This window comes from Arthrobacter sp. 9AX (assembly GCF_902506095.1).
In the GTDB taxonomy this organism is placed as follows: Bacteria; Actinomycetota; Actinomycetes; order Actinomycetales; family Micrococcaceae; genus Arthrobacter.
In genome coordinates, this window is the sequence record NZ_LR733293.1 from 2,724,207 (window position 1) to 2,741,830 (window position 17,624).

General features: G+C 66.4%; 12 protein-coding genes and 1 riboswitch. Of the genes, 3 read left to right on the plus strand and 9 right to left on the minus strand.

Annotated elements, in window-relative coordinates; all coding sequences use genetic code 11:
- Positions 1–33: 33 nt before the first annotated feature.
- A riboswitch (TPP riboswitch) is annotated at positions 34–141 on the plus strand.
- On the plus strand, positions 136–1,962 hold the full coding sequence (gene thiC / locus BACI348_RS12585; RefSeq protein WP_159826276.1) for a phosphomethylpyrimidine synthase ThiC: 1,827 nt from the start codon (positions 136–138) through the stop codon (positions 1,960–1,962). Its footprint overlaps the riboswitch before it by 6 nt.
- Positions 1,963–1,966: 4 nt before the next feature.
- On the opposite strand, the gene BACI348_RS12590 is transcribed toward thiC, so the two are convergent.
- Together BACI348_RS12590 and ffh are read right to left on the minus strand one after the other, a co-directional pair.
- Positions 1,967–2,701, minus strand: coding sequence for an alpha/beta fold hydrolase (locus BACI348_RS12590; protein WP_159826277.1), 735 nt, complete (start codon positions 2,699–2,701; stop codon positions 1,967–1,969).
- 101 nt (positions 2,702–2,802) lie between these two features.
- On the minus strand, positions 2,803–4,386 hold the full coding sequence (gene ffh, locus BACI348_RS12595; protein WP_159826278.1) for a signal recognition particle protein: 1,584 nt from the start codon (positions 4,384–4,386) through the stop codon (positions 2,803–2,805).
- An 83-nt stretch (positions 4,387–4,469) separates the two neighbouring features.
- Between ffh and BACI348_RS12600 the strand changes: the two genes are divergently transcribed.
- A complete protein-coding gene (locus BACI348_RS12600) occupies positions 4,470–5,903 on the plus strand; it encodes a glucose-6-phosphate dehydrogenase (protein ID WP_159826279.1) in 1,434 nt (477 codons plus the stop codon).
- 99 nt (positions 5,904–6,002) lie between these two features.
- On the opposite strand, the gene BACI348_RS12605 is transcribed toward BACI348_RS12600, so the two are convergent.
- Together BACI348_RS12605 and BACI348_RS12610 are read right to left on the minus strand one after the other, a co-directional pair.
- Positions 6,003–6,341, minus strand: a complete 339-nt coding sequence (locus BACI348_RS12605; protein WP_015937412.1) for a P-II family nitrogen regulator — start codon at positions 6,339–6,341, stop codon at positions 6,003–6,005.
- Positions 6,338–7,693, minus strand: coding sequence for an ammonium transporter (locus BACI348_RS12610; protein WP_159826281.1), 1,356 nt, complete (start codon positions 7,691–7,693; stop codon positions 6,338–6,340). Before BACI348_RS12610 ends, BACI348_RS12605 begins: the two co-directional genes overlap by 4 nt.
- 226 nt (positions 7,694–7,919) lie before the next feature.
- On the opposite strand from BACI348_RS12610, the gene BACI348_RS12615 reads away from it, so the two are divergent.
- Positions 7,920–9,161, plus strand: coding sequence for an MFS transporter (locus BACI348_RS12615; protein ID WP_159826283.1), 1,242 nt, complete (start codon positions 7,920–7,922; stop codon positions 9,159–9,161).
- A 15-nt stretch (positions 9,162–9,176) separates the two neighbouring features.
- Here BACI348_RS12615 and ftsY read toward each other — a convergent pair whose 3' ends face one another.
- The 5 genes from ftsY to mutM form a co-directional block, all read right to left on the minus strand.
- On the minus strand, positions 9,177–10,376 hold the full coding sequence (ftsY, locus tag BACI348_RS12620; protein WP_159826285.1) for a signal recognition particle-docking protein FtsY: 1,200 nt from the start codon (positions 10,374–10,376) through the stop codon (positions 9,177–9,179).
- Positions 10,377–10,400: 24 nt separating this feature from the next.
- A complete protein-coding gene (gene smc, locus BACI348_RS12625; protein WP_201298420.1) occupies positions 10,401–14,003 on the minus strand; it encodes a chromosome segregation protein SMC in 3,603 nt (1,200 codons plus the stop codon).
- 134 nt (positions 14,004–14,137) lie between these two features.
- On the minus strand, positions 14,138–15,235 hold the full coding sequence (locus BACI348_RS12630) for a TolB family protein (RefSeq protein ID WP_328699954.1): 1,098 nt from the start codon (positions 15,233–15,235) through the stop codon (positions 14,138–14,140).
- Positions 15,232–16,518, minus strand: a complete 1,287-nt coding sequence (locus tag BACI348_RS12635; protein WP_236557549.1) for an MFS transporter — start codon at positions 16,516–16,518, stop codon at positions 15,232–15,234. Before BACI348_RS12635 ends, BACI348_RS12630 begins: the two co-directional genes overlap by 4 nt.
- 131 nt (positions 16,519–16,649) lie before the next feature.
- A complete protein-coding gene (gene mutM, locus BACI348_RS12640) occupies positions 16,650–17,621 on the minus strand; it encodes a bifunctional DNA-formamidopyrimidine glycosylase/DNA-(apurinic or apyrimidinic site) lyase (RefSeq protein ID WP_159826287.1) in 972 nt (323 codons plus the stop codon).
- Positions 17,622–17,624 lie beyond the last annotated feature (3 nt).

A 17,624-nucleotide genomic window follows, 5' to 3' on the forward strand; every position in this document is an offset into this window, starting at 1 on the left:
ACAGGGCCCCTACGGACAGCTGTGGTAGCTTCTTTGTGACCACACGGGTGCCCTTGCAGGGGCTGAGATCGGGCTGACGCAGCCTGCGACCGTTGAACCTGTCCGGGTAATGCCGGCGAAGGAAGTGAGTATTCCTTGAGTACATCAAATGCACGGCTTGACCCTGCCCAAATTCAGTCCGGCGCCGCCTCCGAAGGCCTTGAAACGCCGCCTGTCACGCAATCCCTGAAGTCCCACTCCCTGGCGTTTGTCGAGGATGCAGCCGCTGAAATCCGGGTACCCGTCACGGAGATAGCACTGGCGGAGTCACCCAATGGGCAGCCCAACGGGCCCTTCCGCGTCTACCGCACCGCCGGGCCGGGCAGTGATCCGGTCCGCGGCCTCACGCCATTCCGCGCGGAGTGGATAGCAGCCCGCGGCGACACCGAAACCTATGGCGGCCGCGGGCGGAACCTGCTCGACGACGGCCGGTCGGCGGTGCGGCGCGGGGCCGCCAGCGCGGAGTGGAAGGGCGGCCGGCCGGTGCCCCGCCGCGCCGTCGACGGCAGGACCGTGACGCAGATGCACTATGCGCGGCAGGGCGTGATCACCCCGGAGATGCGGTTCGTGGCCCTGCGGGAGAACTGTGACGTCGAACTGGTCCGCAGTGAGGTCGCTGCGGGCCGGGCCATCATTCCCAACAACATCAACCACCCCGAATCCGAGCCGATGATCATCGGCAAGGCATTCCTGGTAAAGATCAACGCCAACATCGGCAACTCGGCGGTCACCAGCTCCATCGCCGAAGAAGTGGACAAACTGCAATGGGCCACCCAGTGGGGCGCGGACACGGTGATGGACCTGTCCACAGGCGATGACATCCATACCACCCGGGAATGGATCATCCGCAACTCCCCGGTGCCGATTGGAACCGTCCCCATCTACCAGGCGCTCGAGAAGGTCAACGGCGAAGCGAACGCACTGACCTGGGAAATTTTCCGCGACACCGTCATCGAGCAGTGCGAACAGGGTGTGGACTACATGACCATCCACGCCGGAGTCCTGCTCAGGTACGTTCCCCTGACAGCCAACCGGGTGACCGGGATTGTGTCCCGGGGCGGGTCGATCATGGCCGGCTGGTGCCTGGCACACCACCAGGAGAACTTCCTCTACACGCACTTTGACGAGCTCTGCGAAATCTTCGCCAAGTACGATGTCGCGTTTTCATTGGGCGACGGACTGCGCCCGGGGGCAACAGCGGATGCCAACGATGCGGCGCAGTTCGCCGAGCTGGACACCTTGGCTGAGCTGACCCAGCGGGCGTGGGAATATGACGTCCAGGTAATGGTCGAAGGACCTGGCCATGTTCCGTTCCACCTGGTCCGCGAGAACGTGGAGCGCCAGCAGGAACTGTGCAAGGGCGCCCCGTTTTACACGCTTGGGCCGCTGGTGACCGACGTCGCGCCCGGCTACGACCACATCACCTCTGCCATCGGTGCCACCGAGATCGCCCGGTACGGCACGGCGATGCTGTGCTACGTCACCCCCAAGGAACACCTGGGCCTGCCCAATAAGGACGACGTCAAAACCGGGGTGATCACCTACAAGATCGCAGCGCACGCGGCAGACCTCGCCAAGGGCCACCCCGGCGCGCATGAACGCGATGACGCCCTGTCCAAGGCTCGTTTCGAGTTCCGCTGGCGCGACCAGTTCGCGTTGTCCCTTGACCCGGTGACGGCCGAGGCCTTCCACGACGAAACGCTTCCTGCCGAGCCGGCCAAGACGGCCCACTTCTGCTCCATGTGCGGACCCAAGTTCTGCTCGATGCGAATCAGCCAGGACATCCGGGACGAATACGGTTCCGCCGAATCCCAGGCGGCGCTGGCCGAGGCTGCCGCAGGGATGCGCGGCAAGAGTGAGGAATTCCTGGCGGCCGGCGGCAAGGTCTACCTGCCGGAGCTGAACGTTCCTGCCGGAAAGTAGGACGTCAGGATGCCCGGAGTGACTGGATTCTGTCCACATCCCGGATGAACGAACGGATGATGCGGTCCCCCTCCATGGAGTCCTGGGGCCGGTGCCCTCCCGCCGCAGTGCGGTGCAGGGCACCGGTCTCGCGCAGGTATCCAGCGATCTCTTCGTAGAGCGGCTCCCATCCGCCGGTGAGGACCAGGGTGGGCACGCCGGGAACAATGTGCAGCGGGGCCTCCCATGCCGGGGCCTGAAGCCGCAGCCGCCTGGCGGAACGCTTCTCCTCGGCGGTGGCAGGCTGCTGCAGGTCGGTGGCATACACGCGCCGGACGAACTCGCGCTGGAAATCCTGGTCGCTCATCCGGTGACGCGCATCGAACAACGGCTGCATGAGGCCGATGTGGGCTGCGGTGGCCGGGAGTTCGGCGGTGAGCGAGAGGCACGCCGGTTCCACCAGCGTCAGGGAATAGACCAGGTCAGGGCGTTCGACGGCGGCCAGCATGGCCGGGATGGCACCTTGGGAATGTGCAACGACGTGCCCGCCCGCGGCGCCCCGGCCGTCGTCGGCCAGCGACCGCAGCACAATCCCGGCGTCCTCTTCGAAGGAGGATTCAACGGGCTCGGCCACCGGATCATAGCCGTAGCGGCGGAGGAACAAGGCGTCATGGGACAGTGCCATACCGTGCTGGCGCGGCCAGGCCGCGGAGCCGAAACTGCCGGCACCGTGCACGAACACTACCCTCTGCTTGAACATGACCCAACCCTATTCCACTGCACCGACATCTTAAGTGAGTAGCGCCAAGTGTCGTTGACGGTTCAAAACGACACTTGGCGCTGCTTAATTGGGCCCTGGGGCTACTTGCCGAGGAATTTGTCGAAACCCTTGGGCAGGTTCAGCTGCGAGGGGTCGAAGTCGCCGCCCTGCTGGCCAAAAGCGGCACCGGTGGGCAGGGCCTTGGCGGCGTTGGCGCGGCGGGCCTCGGCGTCCTTGCGCTCCTGGGCCGCCTTGGCCGGATTGCCCGACTTGGCTTTCTTCTTCGGGGCGTTCTTCGCGTTCTTGCGGGCCCCGCCGCCGGCACCCGGCATACCAGGCATCCCCGGCATACCTGGCATTCCGCCCTGGGCCATCTTCTTCATCATCTTCTGGGCTTGCGCAAAACGCTCCAGCAAGCCGTTGACCTCGGAAACGTGAACGCCGGAGCCACGGGCGATGCGGGCGCGGCGCGAGCCGTTGATGATCTTCGGTGCCAGGCGCTCGTGCGGCGTCATGGACCGGACAATGGCTTCGACGCGGTCAATTTCACGTTCGTCGAACTGCTCCAGCTGCTGGCGGATGTTCTGCGCGCCGGGCATCATCATGAGCATCTTCTTCATGGAGCCCATGTTGCGGATCTGCTGCATCTGGGCCAGGAAGTCCTCGAGGGTGAAGTCCTCCTGGTCAGCGAATTTCTTCGCCATCCGGGCAGCTTCGTCCTTGTCCCAGGACTTCTCGGCCTGCTCGATGAGGGTCAGGACGTCGCCCATGTCCAGGATGCGCGAGGCCATCCGGTCGGGGTGGAACAGTTCGAAGTCGTCCAGGCCTTCGCCGGTGGACGCAAACATCACGGGCTTGCCGGTGACCGACGCAACGGACAGGGCGGCACCACCGCGGGCATCGCCGTCGAGCTTTGACAATACGATGCCGGTGAAGTTGACGCCCTCGTCGAAGGCGAGCGCCGTGTTCACGGCGTCCTGTCCAATCATCGAGTCAATGACAAACAGAACTTCGTTGGGGACGATGGCGCGGCGGATCTGGCGTGCCTGCTCCATCATGTCCGCGTCAACGCCGAGGCGGCCTGCGGTGTCCACGATCACGACGTCGTGCAGCTTCTGGCGGGCTTCTTCAACACCGGCGCGGGCCACCTGAACGGGGTCGCCGGCAGGGTGCTCCAGTTCGGAGGACGTGGCTCCCGGGTGGGGCGCGAAAACGGGCACCTTGGCCCGCTGGCCCACTACCTGGAGCTGGGTGACGGCGTTGGGGCGCTGCAGGTCGCAGGCCACCAGAAGGGGGCTGTGGCCCTGGGATTTCAGCCACTTGGACAGCTTGCCGGCAAGGGTGGTCTTGCCGGCACCCTGGAGGCCGGCGAGCATGATGATGGTGGGGCCGTTTTTGGCCAGGCGGATCCGGCGGGTTTCGCCGCCCAGGATCTCCACGAGTTCCTCGTTGACGATCTTGACGATCTGCTGGCTGGGATTCAGCGCGCCGGAGACCTCGGCACCCAGGGCGCGTTCGCGCACCCGGGCCGTGAATTCACGGACCACGGGAACGGCAACGTCCGCGTCCAGGAGGGCGCGGCGGATCTCCCGCACTGTGGCATCAACATCGGCCTCGGTGAGGCGGCCTTTGCCACGGAGATTCTTGAAGGTTGCTGTCAACCGGTCAGAGAGTGAATTGAACACGTGCCGTGCACTTCTTTCAGTGGATGATCGGGACTCGACTATCTAGAGTACCAAGCCGGCCCGCAAGGTGGCATGCTGGCGAAATGACGAGCCAACCTGCTGTGAAGACCCTGCTCATCCTCGGCGCCACCGGTGACCTCACCGGCCGGCTCCTCCTGCCGGGCCTGGCCCAGTTGGTGGCCACGTGCCGGGCACGCGGGCTGAAGCTCGCCGGAGCGGGTTCCAGCCCCTGGACACCCGGGCAGTGGCTGGACCGCGTGGACACCTCTTTCGCTGACGCCGGGCTCCGCGCCGATGCGGCGGGCAAGCTGGAACTGAAACGCGTCCTGGAATCGACGAGCTACCACCAGGTCGACGTCACCGCCCCGGGACTGCTCGCGGCCCTGCTGGCCCGGCTCGAAGCCCCGGTAGCCGTATATTTCGCCCTCCCCCCGCAGGTCAGCCAGAAAGCCTGCGAGGTCCTCCACCCGCACGACGTCCCGCCCGGAACCCGCCTGGTGATGGAGAAACCGTTCGGTTCGAGTCAGGAATCCGCGCGACAGCTGAATGAACTCCTGCGGACTCTGGTCCCCGAGGACCACATCCACCGGGTGGACCACTTCCTCGGCAAGGCCACCGTGCTGAACATCCTGGGCCTTCGGTTCGCCAACACCTTCCTGGAGCCAATCTGGAACCGGAACCACATCGAAAAGGTGGAGATCATCTTTGACGAGGACCTGGCCCTGGAAGGCCGGGCACGTTATTACGACAGTGCGGGCGCCCTCCGCGACATGATCCAGAGCCATCTGCTCCAAGTCATGGCTTTGATGGCTCTTGAGCCGCCTGCCTCGGTCAATGAACGGGATTTCCGCGAGGCCGTGGGAACCGTGCTGCGGGCCAGCAGCATCAAGCCGCCGTACAGGATGAGCACGCGCCGTGCACGCTACACCGCCGGCTCCATCGGCGCACGAAGGGTGCCCAGCTACGCCGACGAACCGGGCGTGGACCCCTCGAGGAACACCGAGACCTTGGCCGAAGTGGAAGTCCACGTCGACAACTGGCGCTGGCAGGGCGTTCCCTTCATCCTCCGCTCGGGGAAGGCGCTGGGTACTAAGCGCAAGGAGGCCCTTGTCACCTTCCTGCCGGTGCCCCATCTCCCCCAGGGCTTCACCGGCGTGGACTCCCCCAACCAGCTTCGGATTGGTTTCGGTCCCGACACGCTTGAGTTCGACGTCGACGTCAACGGGCCCGGAAACATCTTCAGCCTGGACCGGGTCACGCTGGAAGCGGAGCTGAATGCCTCCGATCTCCTGCCTTACGGTGAAGTGCTGGAGGGGGTTCTCACAGGCGACCCCCTGCTGTCCGTCCGGAGCGACACTGCGGAGGAATGCTGGCGGATCGTTGAACCGGTCCTCGAGGCCTGGGAGCGGGGTGAGGTGCCTCTGGAGGAGTACGACGCCGGCTCGTCCGGTCCGGCGTCATGGGCAGGTTCCGCGCGTCCACGGCAGCCTCATGGAGCCGTGGAGGCCGGGCAGTAGGCCACCCGGCGGGGAAGATCAGCGGCAACCACAAAGGACGGGCAGGAAACCTCTTCGGTTTCCTGCCCGTCCTTTGTGGTTGGTTTGTGCTGTTGCCAACTAAATGGCTGCGACTCCGCGTTCCCCGGTGCGGACGCGGACGGCTTCGAAGACGTCCATGGTCCAGACCTTGCCGTCTCCGGCCCGGCCGGTGTTCGAGCTGGCGATGATGACGTCCAGGATGTCATCGGCCTGCTCGTCGGTGGCCAGCACCTCTACCCGGATCTTCGGCAGCAGATCCACGTTGTACTCGGCGCCGCGGTAGACCTCGGTGTAGCCGCGCTGCCGGCCGTAGCCGCTGGCCGCGCTGACCGTCAGGCCCTGTACGCCGTAGGCTTCCAGGCCTTCCCGGATGGCTTCAAGCTTTTCCGGCCTGACGATTGCGGTGATCAGTTTCATGCCCCCACGCTTTCCTTGCCTGTTGCTGATTCCTTCTTCTGCGCATCCGCCGGGGCGGCCTGCGCAGAGTCCTGCTGCGTTTTGCCCGTAATCATGTCGTGCAGCGGCTGGAAGCTTCCGCCGTGGCCGCTCAGGCCGAACTCGTAGGCGGTCTCGGCGTGCAGGCTCAGGTCCACACCCACCGTTTCCTGTTCCTGCGAGACCCGGAAGCCCATGGTCTTGTGGATGGCCAGGGCGATGATGGCGGTCAGGATCGCTGAGTAGGCGATGGCGATGCCGGCTGCTGCGAGCTGTGCCCACATCTGGGTCATTCCGCCGCCGTAGAACAGGCCGCCACCCACGCCGTCGGCGGGCAGTGCGATGAAGCCCAGGGCGACGGTGCCGATGATGCCGGAGACGAGGTGGACGCCGACGACGTCCAGCGAGTCATCGAAGCCCCACCGGAACTTGAGCCCCACTGCGAGGGCGGAGGCCACGCCGGCTACCACGCCGAGGCCGAGGGCGCCGACCGGGCTGACGTTGGCGCAGGCCGGGGTGATCGCGACGAGGCCAGCGACAACGCCGGAGGCAGCACCCAGGGAAGTGGGGTGGCCATCGCGGATCCGTTCAGTGATGAGCCAGCCGAGCATCGCGGCGGCCGGGGCGGCGAGGGTGTTGATCCAGATCAGGCCACCCTGCTCTGCCGTGGTCGCTGCACCGCCGTTGAAGCCGAACCAGCCGAACCAGAGGATGGCTGCCCCGAGCATTACGAATGGGATGTTGTGCGGGCGGTGGTTCGGGTCCTTACCGAAGCCCTTGCGGTTGCCGATGATGAGGACCAGCACCAGGGCCGCGACGCCTGCGTTGATGTGGACCACCGTGCCGCCGGCGAAGTCGATGGCGGGTCCGAGTGCCTGTCCCACCGCGCCTTCGGGGCCGAACAGTCCCCCGCCCCACACCATGTAGGCAAGCGGGCAGTACACCAGCGTCACCCAGACGGGGACGAAGACGGTCCAGGCGCCGAACTTGGCACGGTCGGCGATGGCACCGCTGATCAGTGCGACGGTGATGATCGCGAAGGTGGCCGCATAGCCAACCTTGATCAGTCCGTCAGGGGTGTCGATCCCCTCCAGGCCGAAGGTGGCGAAGGGGTTGCCCACCATCTGCAGGAAGCCTTCGCCGGAGCTCATGGATGCACCCCAGAGAACCCAGACAACGCCGACCATGCCGATGGAGATGAAGCTCATCATCATCATGTTCAGCGCGGCCTTGGCCCGGGTCATGCCGCCGTAGAAAAATGCCAGACCAGGTGTCATGAACAGCACAAGCGCTGCCGCCACCATAATCCAAACGTGACCTGCGGTAAGTTCCATGGTGCACGTCCTCTCTCATCGAATCTTGCGGAATCGTCCGCCTGCCAACGCCTTTTTGCGTCCTGTAACGAGTGTGTCGTCGGCGTGTTTCGCCCGCGGAGGATTTAGATTGCCGGCCTGTTACAACAACCTCTAGGAAGTAAATGGTGCATATCGCGCTTGTTACGGTTGTGTTTCATCGTTTCCGCCGGCACCCGGCCTCCTCCACTGCAAGGAATTGCGCACCATGACGGCAGCACCCCGCGGAAGCGGCGCCACTTCAAGGATCCTGGCCCGTCTAAGGCCGCAACGGGACCGGCTTCCGCGCGACATCAAGGTGATGCTCGCCGCCGCGTTCCTGATTGCGCTGGGATTCGGGCTTGTTGCCCCCGTATTGCCGCAGTTCGCCACAACTTTCGGGGTGGGCAACACCGAGGCGTCGGTGATAGTTGCCATCTTCGCGTTCATGCGGTTGGTGTTCGCCCCGGCCGGCGGGAGCCTGATCGGCAAGGTGGGTGAACGGCCGGTCTACGTGGCAGGCCTGCTGATCGTGGCGTTGTCGACGGCGGCCTGCGCCTTTGCCCAGGACTATTGGCAGTTGCTGCTCTTCCGCGGGCTCGGCGGTGCCGGCTCGGTGATGTTCACGGTGGCGTCCATGGCCCTGGTGGTCCGCCTGGCACCGCCGGAGAGCAGGGGCCGGGTTTCCGGGGCGTACGCGTCGGCGTTCCTGGTGGGCAACGTGTGCGGCCCCATTGTGGGCGGGCTGCTGGCAGGGTTCGGCCTGCGGATACCGTTCCTGGCGTACGCTGCGGCCCTGATTGTTGCCGCGCTGGTGGTCCAGACGCAGCTGAGCCACCAGCGCCGCGGACCGGCGGACACGCAGGGGCGTGCACCGGACATGAACTTTGGTGAGGCGCTGGCTACAGGGCCGTACCGGGCCGCGCTGGCGTCCAGCTTCGCGAACGGCTGGGGCACCTTCGGGGTGCGGATGGCCACCGTTCCGTTGTTGGCCGCTGCCGTCTTCGGCGCAGGTCCGGAGGCGGCCGGGCTGGCGTTGGCCGTCTTCGCCGCAGGCAACGCCGCGGCGTTGACCTTCTCCGGCCGGCTGGCGGACAGCATGGGGCGCAAGCCCTTGATGATCGCGGGGATGCTGGTGGCGGGCACTGCCACTGCGGCCATCGGCTTCGCTGACCAGCTCGGATGGTTCCTGGCCGCCTCCGCGGTGGCCGGCGTCGGCTCCGGGCTGTTCGGGCCGGCCCAGCAGGCCGCCGTCGCAGACATTATCGGGAACGGGCGGTCCGGCGGAAAGGTACTGGCGGTGTTTCAGATGGCGTCCGACGTCGGCGCGATCGTTGGGCCTGTCGCGGCCGGCCTGCTGGCGGACCGGCTGGGTTATGGCTGGGCTTTCGGTGTGACCGGCGGGGTCATGGTGGTTGCGGCCTGCGTGTGGCTCGGTACCAGGGAGACCCTCAGGCCGGTCCAGGCCTGAGGGTCTGCGGCGGAACTAGTTGAGCAGGGCGTCAACAAACGCCTCGGCTTCGAAGGGTGCAAGATCGTCGGCGCCTTCCCCCAGCCCGATGAGCTTGACCGGAACGCCGAGGCTCCGCTGGATAGCGACAACGATGCCGCCCTTGGCAGTGCCGTCCAGCTTGGTGAGGACGATGCCGGTGATGTTGACCACTTCGGAGAACACACGTGCCTGGTTCAGCCCGTTCTGGCCTGTGGTGGCATCGAGCACCAGGAGGACTTCGTCCACCTCTGCCAGTTTCTCCACAACCCGCTTGACCTTCCCGAGCTCGTCCATCAGGCCAACCTTGTTCTGGAGCCGGCCGGCGGTGTCGATCATTACGACGTCCACCTCCTGGTCGATGCCGGCCTTGACCGCTTCGTAGGCAACCGAGGCGGGGTCAGCGCCGTCGATATCCGATGTCACGGTGGGCACACCCACGCGCTGGCCCCACGTGGCCAGCTGCTCGGCGGCAGCGGCACGGAAGGTGTCGGCGGCGCCAAGGAGCACGTCCTTGTCCTCGGCCACCAGCACACGGGCAAGCTTGCCCACGGTGGTGGTCTTGCCGACGCCGTTGACGCCCACCACCATCATCACAGCCGGCTTGTCGTCGTGGCGCCGGGTGTTGAGGGTACGGTCCATCGAGGGGTCAACGAGCTTGATGAGTTCCTCGCGGAGCAGCACCTTGACCTGCTCGGGGGTCCGGGTGCCCAGCACCTTGACGCGCTCACGCAACGCATCCACCAGCTGCATGGTGGGTTCGGTTCCCAGGTCTGCCAGGAGGAGGGTTTCCTCGACTTCGTCCCAGACGTTTTCGTCGATCCTGTCGCTGGACAGCAGCGCCAGGAGCCCCTTGCCCATGATGTTGTTGGAGCGGACCAGCCGTTCACGGAGGCGCATGAGCCGTCCGGCCACCGGCAGGGGTGTCTCCACCGGGATGACTTCCAGCCCGGCCGCATCGTCCGGCACCGTAGCGGTGTCCACGTCCGCCGTGCCGGCGGGCGGGATATCCGTTGTGGTTGCCGCCCTGTCCTCAACCGCAGTGCCGCCGCTCCGGGGCAGTACGGGATCGTTGGCATCCCGGGTCCCCGGGTACTGGTTGATGTTTTTCCGGGTCTTGAGCAGGACCGGAATCAGCCCGCCAATAACCGCCAAGGCAGCAACAATGGACAGAATTATGGGGAGGATGTCATTCACTCCCCTAGCTTCTCACACGGCTGTCTACACCTCTGCGCCGAGGCGCTGGCTGATCACTGTGGAGACGCCGTCGCCCCTCATGGTTACGCCGTACAGTGCGTCGGCCACCTCCATGGTGCGCTTCTGGTGGGTGATGACGATGAGCTGGCTGGACTCCCGCAACTCCTCGAAGATGGTGATGAGCCGGCCCAGGTTGGTGTCATCCAGGGCAGCTTCCACCTCGTCCATCACGTAGAAGGGCGAGGGACGCGCCTTAAAGATGGCCACCAGCAGGGCGACAGCCGTCAGCGAGCGCTCACCGCCGGACAGGAGGGAGAGCCGCTTGATCTTCTTGCCTGCGGGGCGGGCCTCCACTTCGATGCCGGTGGTCAGCATATCCGCCGGGTCCGTGAGCACCAGCCGTCCTTCCCCGCCGGGAAAAAGCCGGGCAAAGACGCGGATGAACTGCGCCTGGGTGTCTTCGAAGGCCTCGGTGAAGACCCGCTGGACGCGGTCGTCCACTTCCTTGATGATGTCCAACAGGTCCTTGCGGCTGGCTTTCAGGTCCTCCAATTGGGTGCTGAGGAACTGGTGGCGTTCTTCGAGCGCGGCGAATTCCTCCAGTGCCAGGGGGTTAACGCGGCCCAGGCTGGCGAGGTCCCGTTCGGCTTTGCGAAGCCTTTTCTCCTGCTCCTCGCGGACGTAGGGCTTGCCCTCGACGATTTCCGTTCCGCCGGCGTCCACGGGGGCCCGCAGGGCGGCCCACTTGTCGCCGTTTTCTTCGGCCGGAACGGGTACGGGCACGTCCGGGCCGTAATCGGCCACCAGCGCGTCCGGAGTGATCCCGAGTTCGTCAATGGAACGGCTTTCCAAGGCTTCGATCCTGGCCAGCTGCTGTGCGCGGGCCAGTTCATCCCGGTGGACGTTGTCCGTCAGCTCAGCCAGTTCCTTGGCCAAGGCGTCGTTGGCGGTCCGGAGCTGCAGCAGTTCGCGGTCCCTTTGTTCCCGGTTCTCCTCTGCCAGGTCGCGTTCATGCCGTGCCAGGTCCACGGACACGTCCATGTACCGGAGGGCGAGCTCGACGGCGGCCGCAACGGCCGCGGCCCGTGTGGCCTGGGCACGGCGGCGGCGGGCCCGCTCGGCTGCTTCTTCACGTGCACGGCGCTCCGTGGCCGCCGCGCGTTCCAGTGACGAAACCCGGTTTTGGGTGGCGGTGAGTTGTTCTTCGGCACTGCGCAGCGAGAGGCGGGCTTCGACCTCCGCGGTGCGGGCCGTTGATGCTGCCGCGGCCAGGGCGTCCCGGTGTTCGGTGGAAGGCTCCTGCTCCAGCGGGGCTTCCTGCGCAGCGGCCAGCCGCGTGGCAACGGCGGCGAGCGCTTCCTCCTCCGCCGCAACATTCTGTTCCGCCCGGTCCAGCGACGCCGCGAGCCGTTCGCTTTCACCCACGGCGCTGCGGAGGACGGAATTGAGGTGCCCAAGCCGCTCTGCGACAGCCGCCAGCCGTGCATCTGATTCGTGCAGCCGGTCAAGGGCGGCGTCGGCCCGTTCCTGGGCCTCAGACCGCCGGGCCTCCGCGCCGGCCAGGGCGAACCTGTTCCGCTCGAGCCCGGCCGTGACGGCTGAAAGCTGCCCCTCGGCGTCGTCCACTGCCGCCTGGACTTCCAGGAGCGACGGCGCCTTGGCTGATCCGCCGGCGGCGGACACCGCGGTGAAAATATCCCCTCCCCGGGTCACCGCAGTGACAGTTGGGTGGGCCGACACCACGGCGGCGGCCGCCTCGATGCCGTCAACGACGGCGACGCCGGCCAGCAAGTGCCGCACCGCAGGGGTGAAGCCGCCCGCGTTCCTGATGAGTCCCGTTGCCCACTCGGCTCCCCCGGGGAGGGCCTGCGCCGGGAGGGCCTCCGCGGGGCGGGCCCCGGCCGGGAACGCGGCACCTGCGGAAGCCAGCAGGAGCGACGCCCGGCCGGCGTCGTCATCCTTAAGAACCTGAACCACTGCGGCAGCGGCTTGCCCGTCGCGGACCAGCAGCGCTTCCGACGCCTCGCCGAGGGCGGCGGCTATTGCTGTTTCATAGCCCGGTTCCACGGTGAGCTCGGCGGCCAGGGTTCCCATCACTCCGTCCACGCCCGCCTGCAGGACATGCCCGGCGCCGTCCTTCCGGGTGAGGCCGAGCTTCAGGGCGTCCAGCCGCGCCGCGAGGGCGTCACGCTTCCGGATTCCCTCGCTGACGGCGGCGTTCAGCCCGGCGATTTCCTGCAGTATGGCGTCCAGGGCGGCACTGGCGGCCTCGTAGTCGGCATCCAGGGATTCCTCGCCCTCTTCCACCCCGGCCACCTGGTTTTCGAGCGCCGTGAACTCGGATTGCGCCCGGGCCCGCCGCTCCAGCCCGGCGGCCTGGGATTCCCGGAGCCTGCCCAGCTCGGCCTGCGCGGATTCCACCCGTGACCGCGCGGCGGAAACCTGCCCGGCCAGCCTCGCCAGTCCTTCGCGCCGGTCCGCCGCAGCCCGCAGTACGGCCGTCAGCCGCTTGTCTTCGGCGAGCGCTGCGGCTTCGGCGTCTGCCTTGGCTGCGGTGGCGGCCGCCAAGGCGCTGCGCCTGTCCAGGATGTGGCGTTCGAGTTCGGCGAGCTCTTCGCGGACCCGGGCGGCCTGGCGTTCCAGTTGTTCCGGGTCCCGGCCGGAGGGGGCGGGTTCTGTGGAACCGAGCAGGCGGCTGCGTTCCTGGGCAAGGGATCCGAGGGAGCGAAGCCGCTCACGCGTGGCTGTGAGCCGGTACCAGGTGTCGCGTGCGGCGTTAAGTTTCGGCGTCGCCTCCGCCGCGAGCTGTTCCAGGGCGGCCTGCTGCCGGCGGCCGCTTTCGAGGTCGCGTTCGACGGCGGCCCGCCGGGTTTTCAGTGCGGCTTCGTCCGCTACATCCTGCTCCAGGGCCTGCTGCAGCTGGACAAGGTCGTCCGCCAGGAGGCGCGCACGGGCGTCGCGGACGTCGAACTGGACGCGCTGGGCACGGCGGGCCACCTCAGCCTGTTTGCCCAGCGGGGTCAGCTGGCGCCGGATCTCTCCGGTGAGGTCGGTGAGGCGCTGCAGGTTGGCCTGCATGGCTTCCAGCTTGCGGACTGTCCGTTCCTTGCGGCGCCGGTGCTTCAGGATGCCAGCGGCTTCCTCGATGAAACCGCGGCGGTCCTCCGGGGTGGCGTGCAGGACCCTGTCCAGCTGGCCCTGGCCCACGATCACGTGCATCTCGCGGCCGAGGCCGGAGTCGGACAGCAGTTCCTGGATGTCCAGCAGGCGGCAGCTTGCCCCATTGATGGCGTATTCGGACCCACCGGCACGGAAGAGCGTCCGCGAGATGGTCACCTCGCTGTACTCGATGGGCAGGGCGCCGTCGGTGTTGTCGATGGTCAGCGAAACATGGGCGCGCCCGAGCGGTGGCCGGCCCGAGGTTCCGGCGAAGATGACGTCCTCCATCTTCCCGCCGCGGAGGGTCTTGGCGCCCTGCTCCCCCATGACCCAAGCCAGGGCATCCACCACGTTGGACTTGCCGGAGCCGTTCGGGCCCACCACCGCGGTGACACCCGGTTCGAACTCGAAGGTGGTGGCGGACGCAAAGGACTTGAACCCCCGGACGGTCAGGCTTTTGAGGTGCAAGGCTTTTCGGATCTCCTGGATGGCGTGGGGCGAAGGCTTCTTCCCTGCACCAAATCTACTGCGTCGCGTCGGAATGGCCCGGATTTACGGGCGCTCCCCGCCGGATACCGGGATCCGTGGCGGGGGATTGACCCTCAGCGCACCACTGCGGGAGACCAGGCGTGTTCGATGAACAGCCGGGGAGCTGCCCCGGCCTCGGCGGAAACTGCCCAGACATCGCTGTCCTGGCCTGCGTCATCCCGGGGTACCCCGTAGACAACTGTGCTGTTGTCCAGCCACTCCAGCTGGTCGTCGATGTCGCGCTCTTCAGCCAGGACTGTCTGGGTCCCGGATGCGAGTTCCAGCACGGCGATGTTCCGGTGCCCCACCAGCGTGCCGGTGGTGCTCTTTTTGAAAGCGATCCGGGTTCCGTCAGGTGAAATCGACGGGCACTCGACCCCCGAGGCCAGTACCGTCAGGGTCCTGGCGGCGAGGTCACCACGGACCAGCCAGATGTGGCCCTGGGATGACGCCGTGGCGTAAAAGCCCGTGGGAGCACCGGGTACGAAGGTGACGCCCCAGATGTTCCGGTCCGAGGCCTTGATCCGTGTTCCGTCAGAGATCAGGGCAAACTCTTCGAGGTTGCCGTGGGCGGTACCGTCCCTGCCGCGGATAACGGTTTCGGTGGAAAAGCCGGCGGAGGCATAGGAATGCCCGGCAACAAAGACCGTGGTGGCGATCAACGAACTGTCTCCGCTCAGCCGCGTCCTGCTGGGGATGCCTCCCAGTGTCCAGGAATCAAGGCGCCGCAGCGACGCATCGTAGGTTTCCGCTTCGTACTTCGTCGGAATCCCGTTGATGGTCCGGAGGCAGCTGACCAGCTCCTTTGAAGCGTAGACACGGTCACAGGCCTGGCCGCTCAAGGCCCGTTCGCCGGATGGATCGGCCAGGGCAACAGTGGCAGCCTGCCCGTAGCCCTGGCCAGGCGCTGTGTTGCGGAACATCACAAAAGGTTCCCCGGGCAAGGACGTGGCCAAAACCACCTTCACCGTTGATGCGGCCTCGTGGCTGGCCCGTTCCTGAAGGAACGCCGACAATCCGTAGGATCCTGCCCCGGCCACGGCGAGTGCGGCTACAACCAGCAGGAGCAGCAGCCGGCGTCGGGGTGTGCCGGACACTTGTGTATCGCTGAGGCTGCTGTCCTCTGTGGCCTCGGGGACGCGGGCGGCAGTTTCTGCCGTGGACCTGCTCAAGGTGCCACCGGCCTTCCGGCCGACCCGCGAAGGACAACCGCTGCGGCCGGTACTGCCAACGCCAGCAGGCCTGCCACGCAGGCCGCAGCGGCACCGGGCCCCAGCAAGTACCAAAGCAGGCCGAAGCAGGCAGCTGCCGCCATCCTGCTGAGTGCCACCACTGTCTGGGCGGTTCCGAGGGCGGTTCCCAGCCGTTCCGGCGGCGCCAGTTGGCTGACGAGCGCCGACAGCACACCATCCGTGGCGGCGTAAAACACTCCCAGCAGCAAAAGGCAGCCAAGCGTGGCGGCGGTCCCGCCCAGCGGAAGTACGGCCAGTACGTAGCACACGAGTAGTGCGACGTGGCCGGCCAAAAAGACCGGGACCCGTCCCCAGCGGTCAGCCAACCGGCCCAGGGGAACCGCGAAGACCAGGAACGCCACATTCGTTCCCACATAAAGGAGCGGAAACCACTGGACGGCAAAGGCTTCCCGGTTCTGGAGGAGAAGATAGACAAACCCGTCGCCAATGGTGAGCAGGCCCAGCAGACCTGTGACTGCCACCAGGCGGCCCAGGCCCTGTTTCTTCAGGTACGTCCACTTCAGCCGGTACCAGCGGAAGGCGGGCCGGGACGTCGCCCCGGCCCGCCTTGCCGTGACCTTGATTTTGTCCGGCACCACCAGCACCAGCACGGCCACACCGATCGCGGCGAAAGCCAGGGACACCACAAAGACCGTGTTGAACCCGTTGGGTATCAGCATCAGGATGAGGAAGGCAATCAGCGGTCCGGCGGCGGCGCCGATGTTGTCCAGCATCCGGTGGATCGCGAAGGACCTCGCAAGGTATTCGGGTTGCGCGGCTGCCGATATCAGGGCGTCACGGGGGGCGGTCCGGATCCCCTTGCCGATCCTGTCTCCGGTCACTATTCCGGCGATGGCCCAAAATCCGCCGGCGAAGAGGAAGCCAACCCTGGCCGCCATAGAGAGGCCGTAACCGGCCACGGCAACCCGCTTGGGATGGCCGGTACGGTCCGACACCCATCCCGCCCCGATCCGCACAATGGCACTGGCTCCCTGGTTGATGCCGTCGATGACACCAAAAGCTATGGTGGACAGCCCTAGAAATCCCGTGACATACAGCGGAAGGATGGCGGCCGCCGACTCTGAGGAAATGTCGGTCAGCATGCTCACGATGCCGAGCCAGATGATCACCGGAGACAGCCTGAACGCTGTCAGGGCAGCGCGGCCATCCGTTTCCTGAAGGTCCTGCTGGCCGCCTTTGCGGTCCGACATTGAGATGTACAAGGGCTGCCCGTTCCTTTGTCCGCCAAGGGAAGCCATACGCGGCCGGGCCGCGACAGGCCTTCATCGACAAAGTGTCGCAGCCAGGTCCACATTGCGGAACCGAAGAAACCGCAGAATAAGCCGCGGCGGGACTACCAGCGGCCGTTGCGGGGACGGGGCTGGCACACCGGACAGGTGTGCGAGGAACGGTTCATGAACTGGTCCCGGCGCATGACTGAGTGGATTCCCGCAGCGGCACACCGCTGGCACGGCTGCCCCTCCCGGCCGTAGGCGTTGAGGGACCGGTCGAAGTACCCGGAAGCGCCGTTGACGTTGACATAGAGGGAGTCGAAACTGGTCCCGCCGGCGGCAAGGGCATCGAGCATAACGTCGCGGGCGCTGCCCAGCACCCTTTCCGCTTCAGCCCGGCGGAGGGTGTCCGTGGGCCGGGCGAAGTGGAGCCGGGCACGCCACAGAGCTTCATCGGCGTAGATATTGCCGATGCCGGATACGAGGCCCTGATCCAGCAAGGCCCGCTTCAATCCCGTTTTGCGTTTGCGCAGGCGGCGATAAAAAAGGTCAAACGAAAAGGCAGGGTCCAAGGGATCGCGGGCGATGTGCGCCGCTTCCTCGGCTATCAGCGGGAGGGGTGATTCGGCGAGTCCGCCGGGGCCGCCGTCGTCCGTCGGCACCAGGGAGGTGACAAACAGCCCGCCGAAGATCCGCTGGTCCACGAACCGCAGTTGTCCGGGCAGGCCGTCGCCGGGACTCAGCCGGATCCGCACCTTGAGGTGCTTTTCGTCCGGGACGGCGCCGTCCTGCACCAACAACTGGCCGCTCATGCCGAGATGGGCCATCAGCGCGATGGCGGGACGTCCGTTCGCCGGCGCCCCTCCGGCAGCAGGGCCGGCGGAGGCGTCCAGCAAAGGCAGCCAGAGGAACTTGCCCCGGCGTACGACGTCGGCGACGGTGGCGCCTTCGAGGTTCCCTATAAAGTCTTCTGTCCCGAGCGCGTGGCGACGGATGGAGCGTGGGTCCAGGACGTCCACCGATTCGATGGTCCGGCCGCGGACCCAGCTGACCAGGCCGCGGCGGACCACCTCAACTTCGGGAAGTTCGGGCACAAT

What these genes read in the sequence shown, in the direction of transcription:
- BACI348_RS12605 (WP_015937412.1), bottom strand. Translation starts at nt 6,341, where the DNA reads ATGAAACTGATCACCGCAATCGTCAGGCCGGAAAAGCTTGAAGCCATC.
- BACI348_RS12615 (WP_159826283.1), top strand. Translation starts at nt 7,920, where the DNA reads ATGACGGCAGCACCCCGCGGAAGCGGCGCCACTTCAAGGATCCTGGCC.
- BACI348_RS12600 (WP_159826279.1), top strand. Translation starts at nt 4,470, where the DNA reads ATGACGAGCCAACCTGCTGTGAAGACCCTGCTCATCCTCGGCGCCACC.
- BACI348_RS12610 (WP_159826281.1), bottom strand. Translation starts at nt 7,693, where the DNA reads ATGGAACTTACCGCAGGTCACGTTTGGATTATGGTGGCGGCAGCGCTT.
- BACI348_RS12590 (WP_159826277.1), bottom strand. Translation starts at nt 2,701, where the DNA reads ATGTTCAAGCAGAGGGTAGTGTTCGTGCACGGTGCCGGCAGTTTCGGC.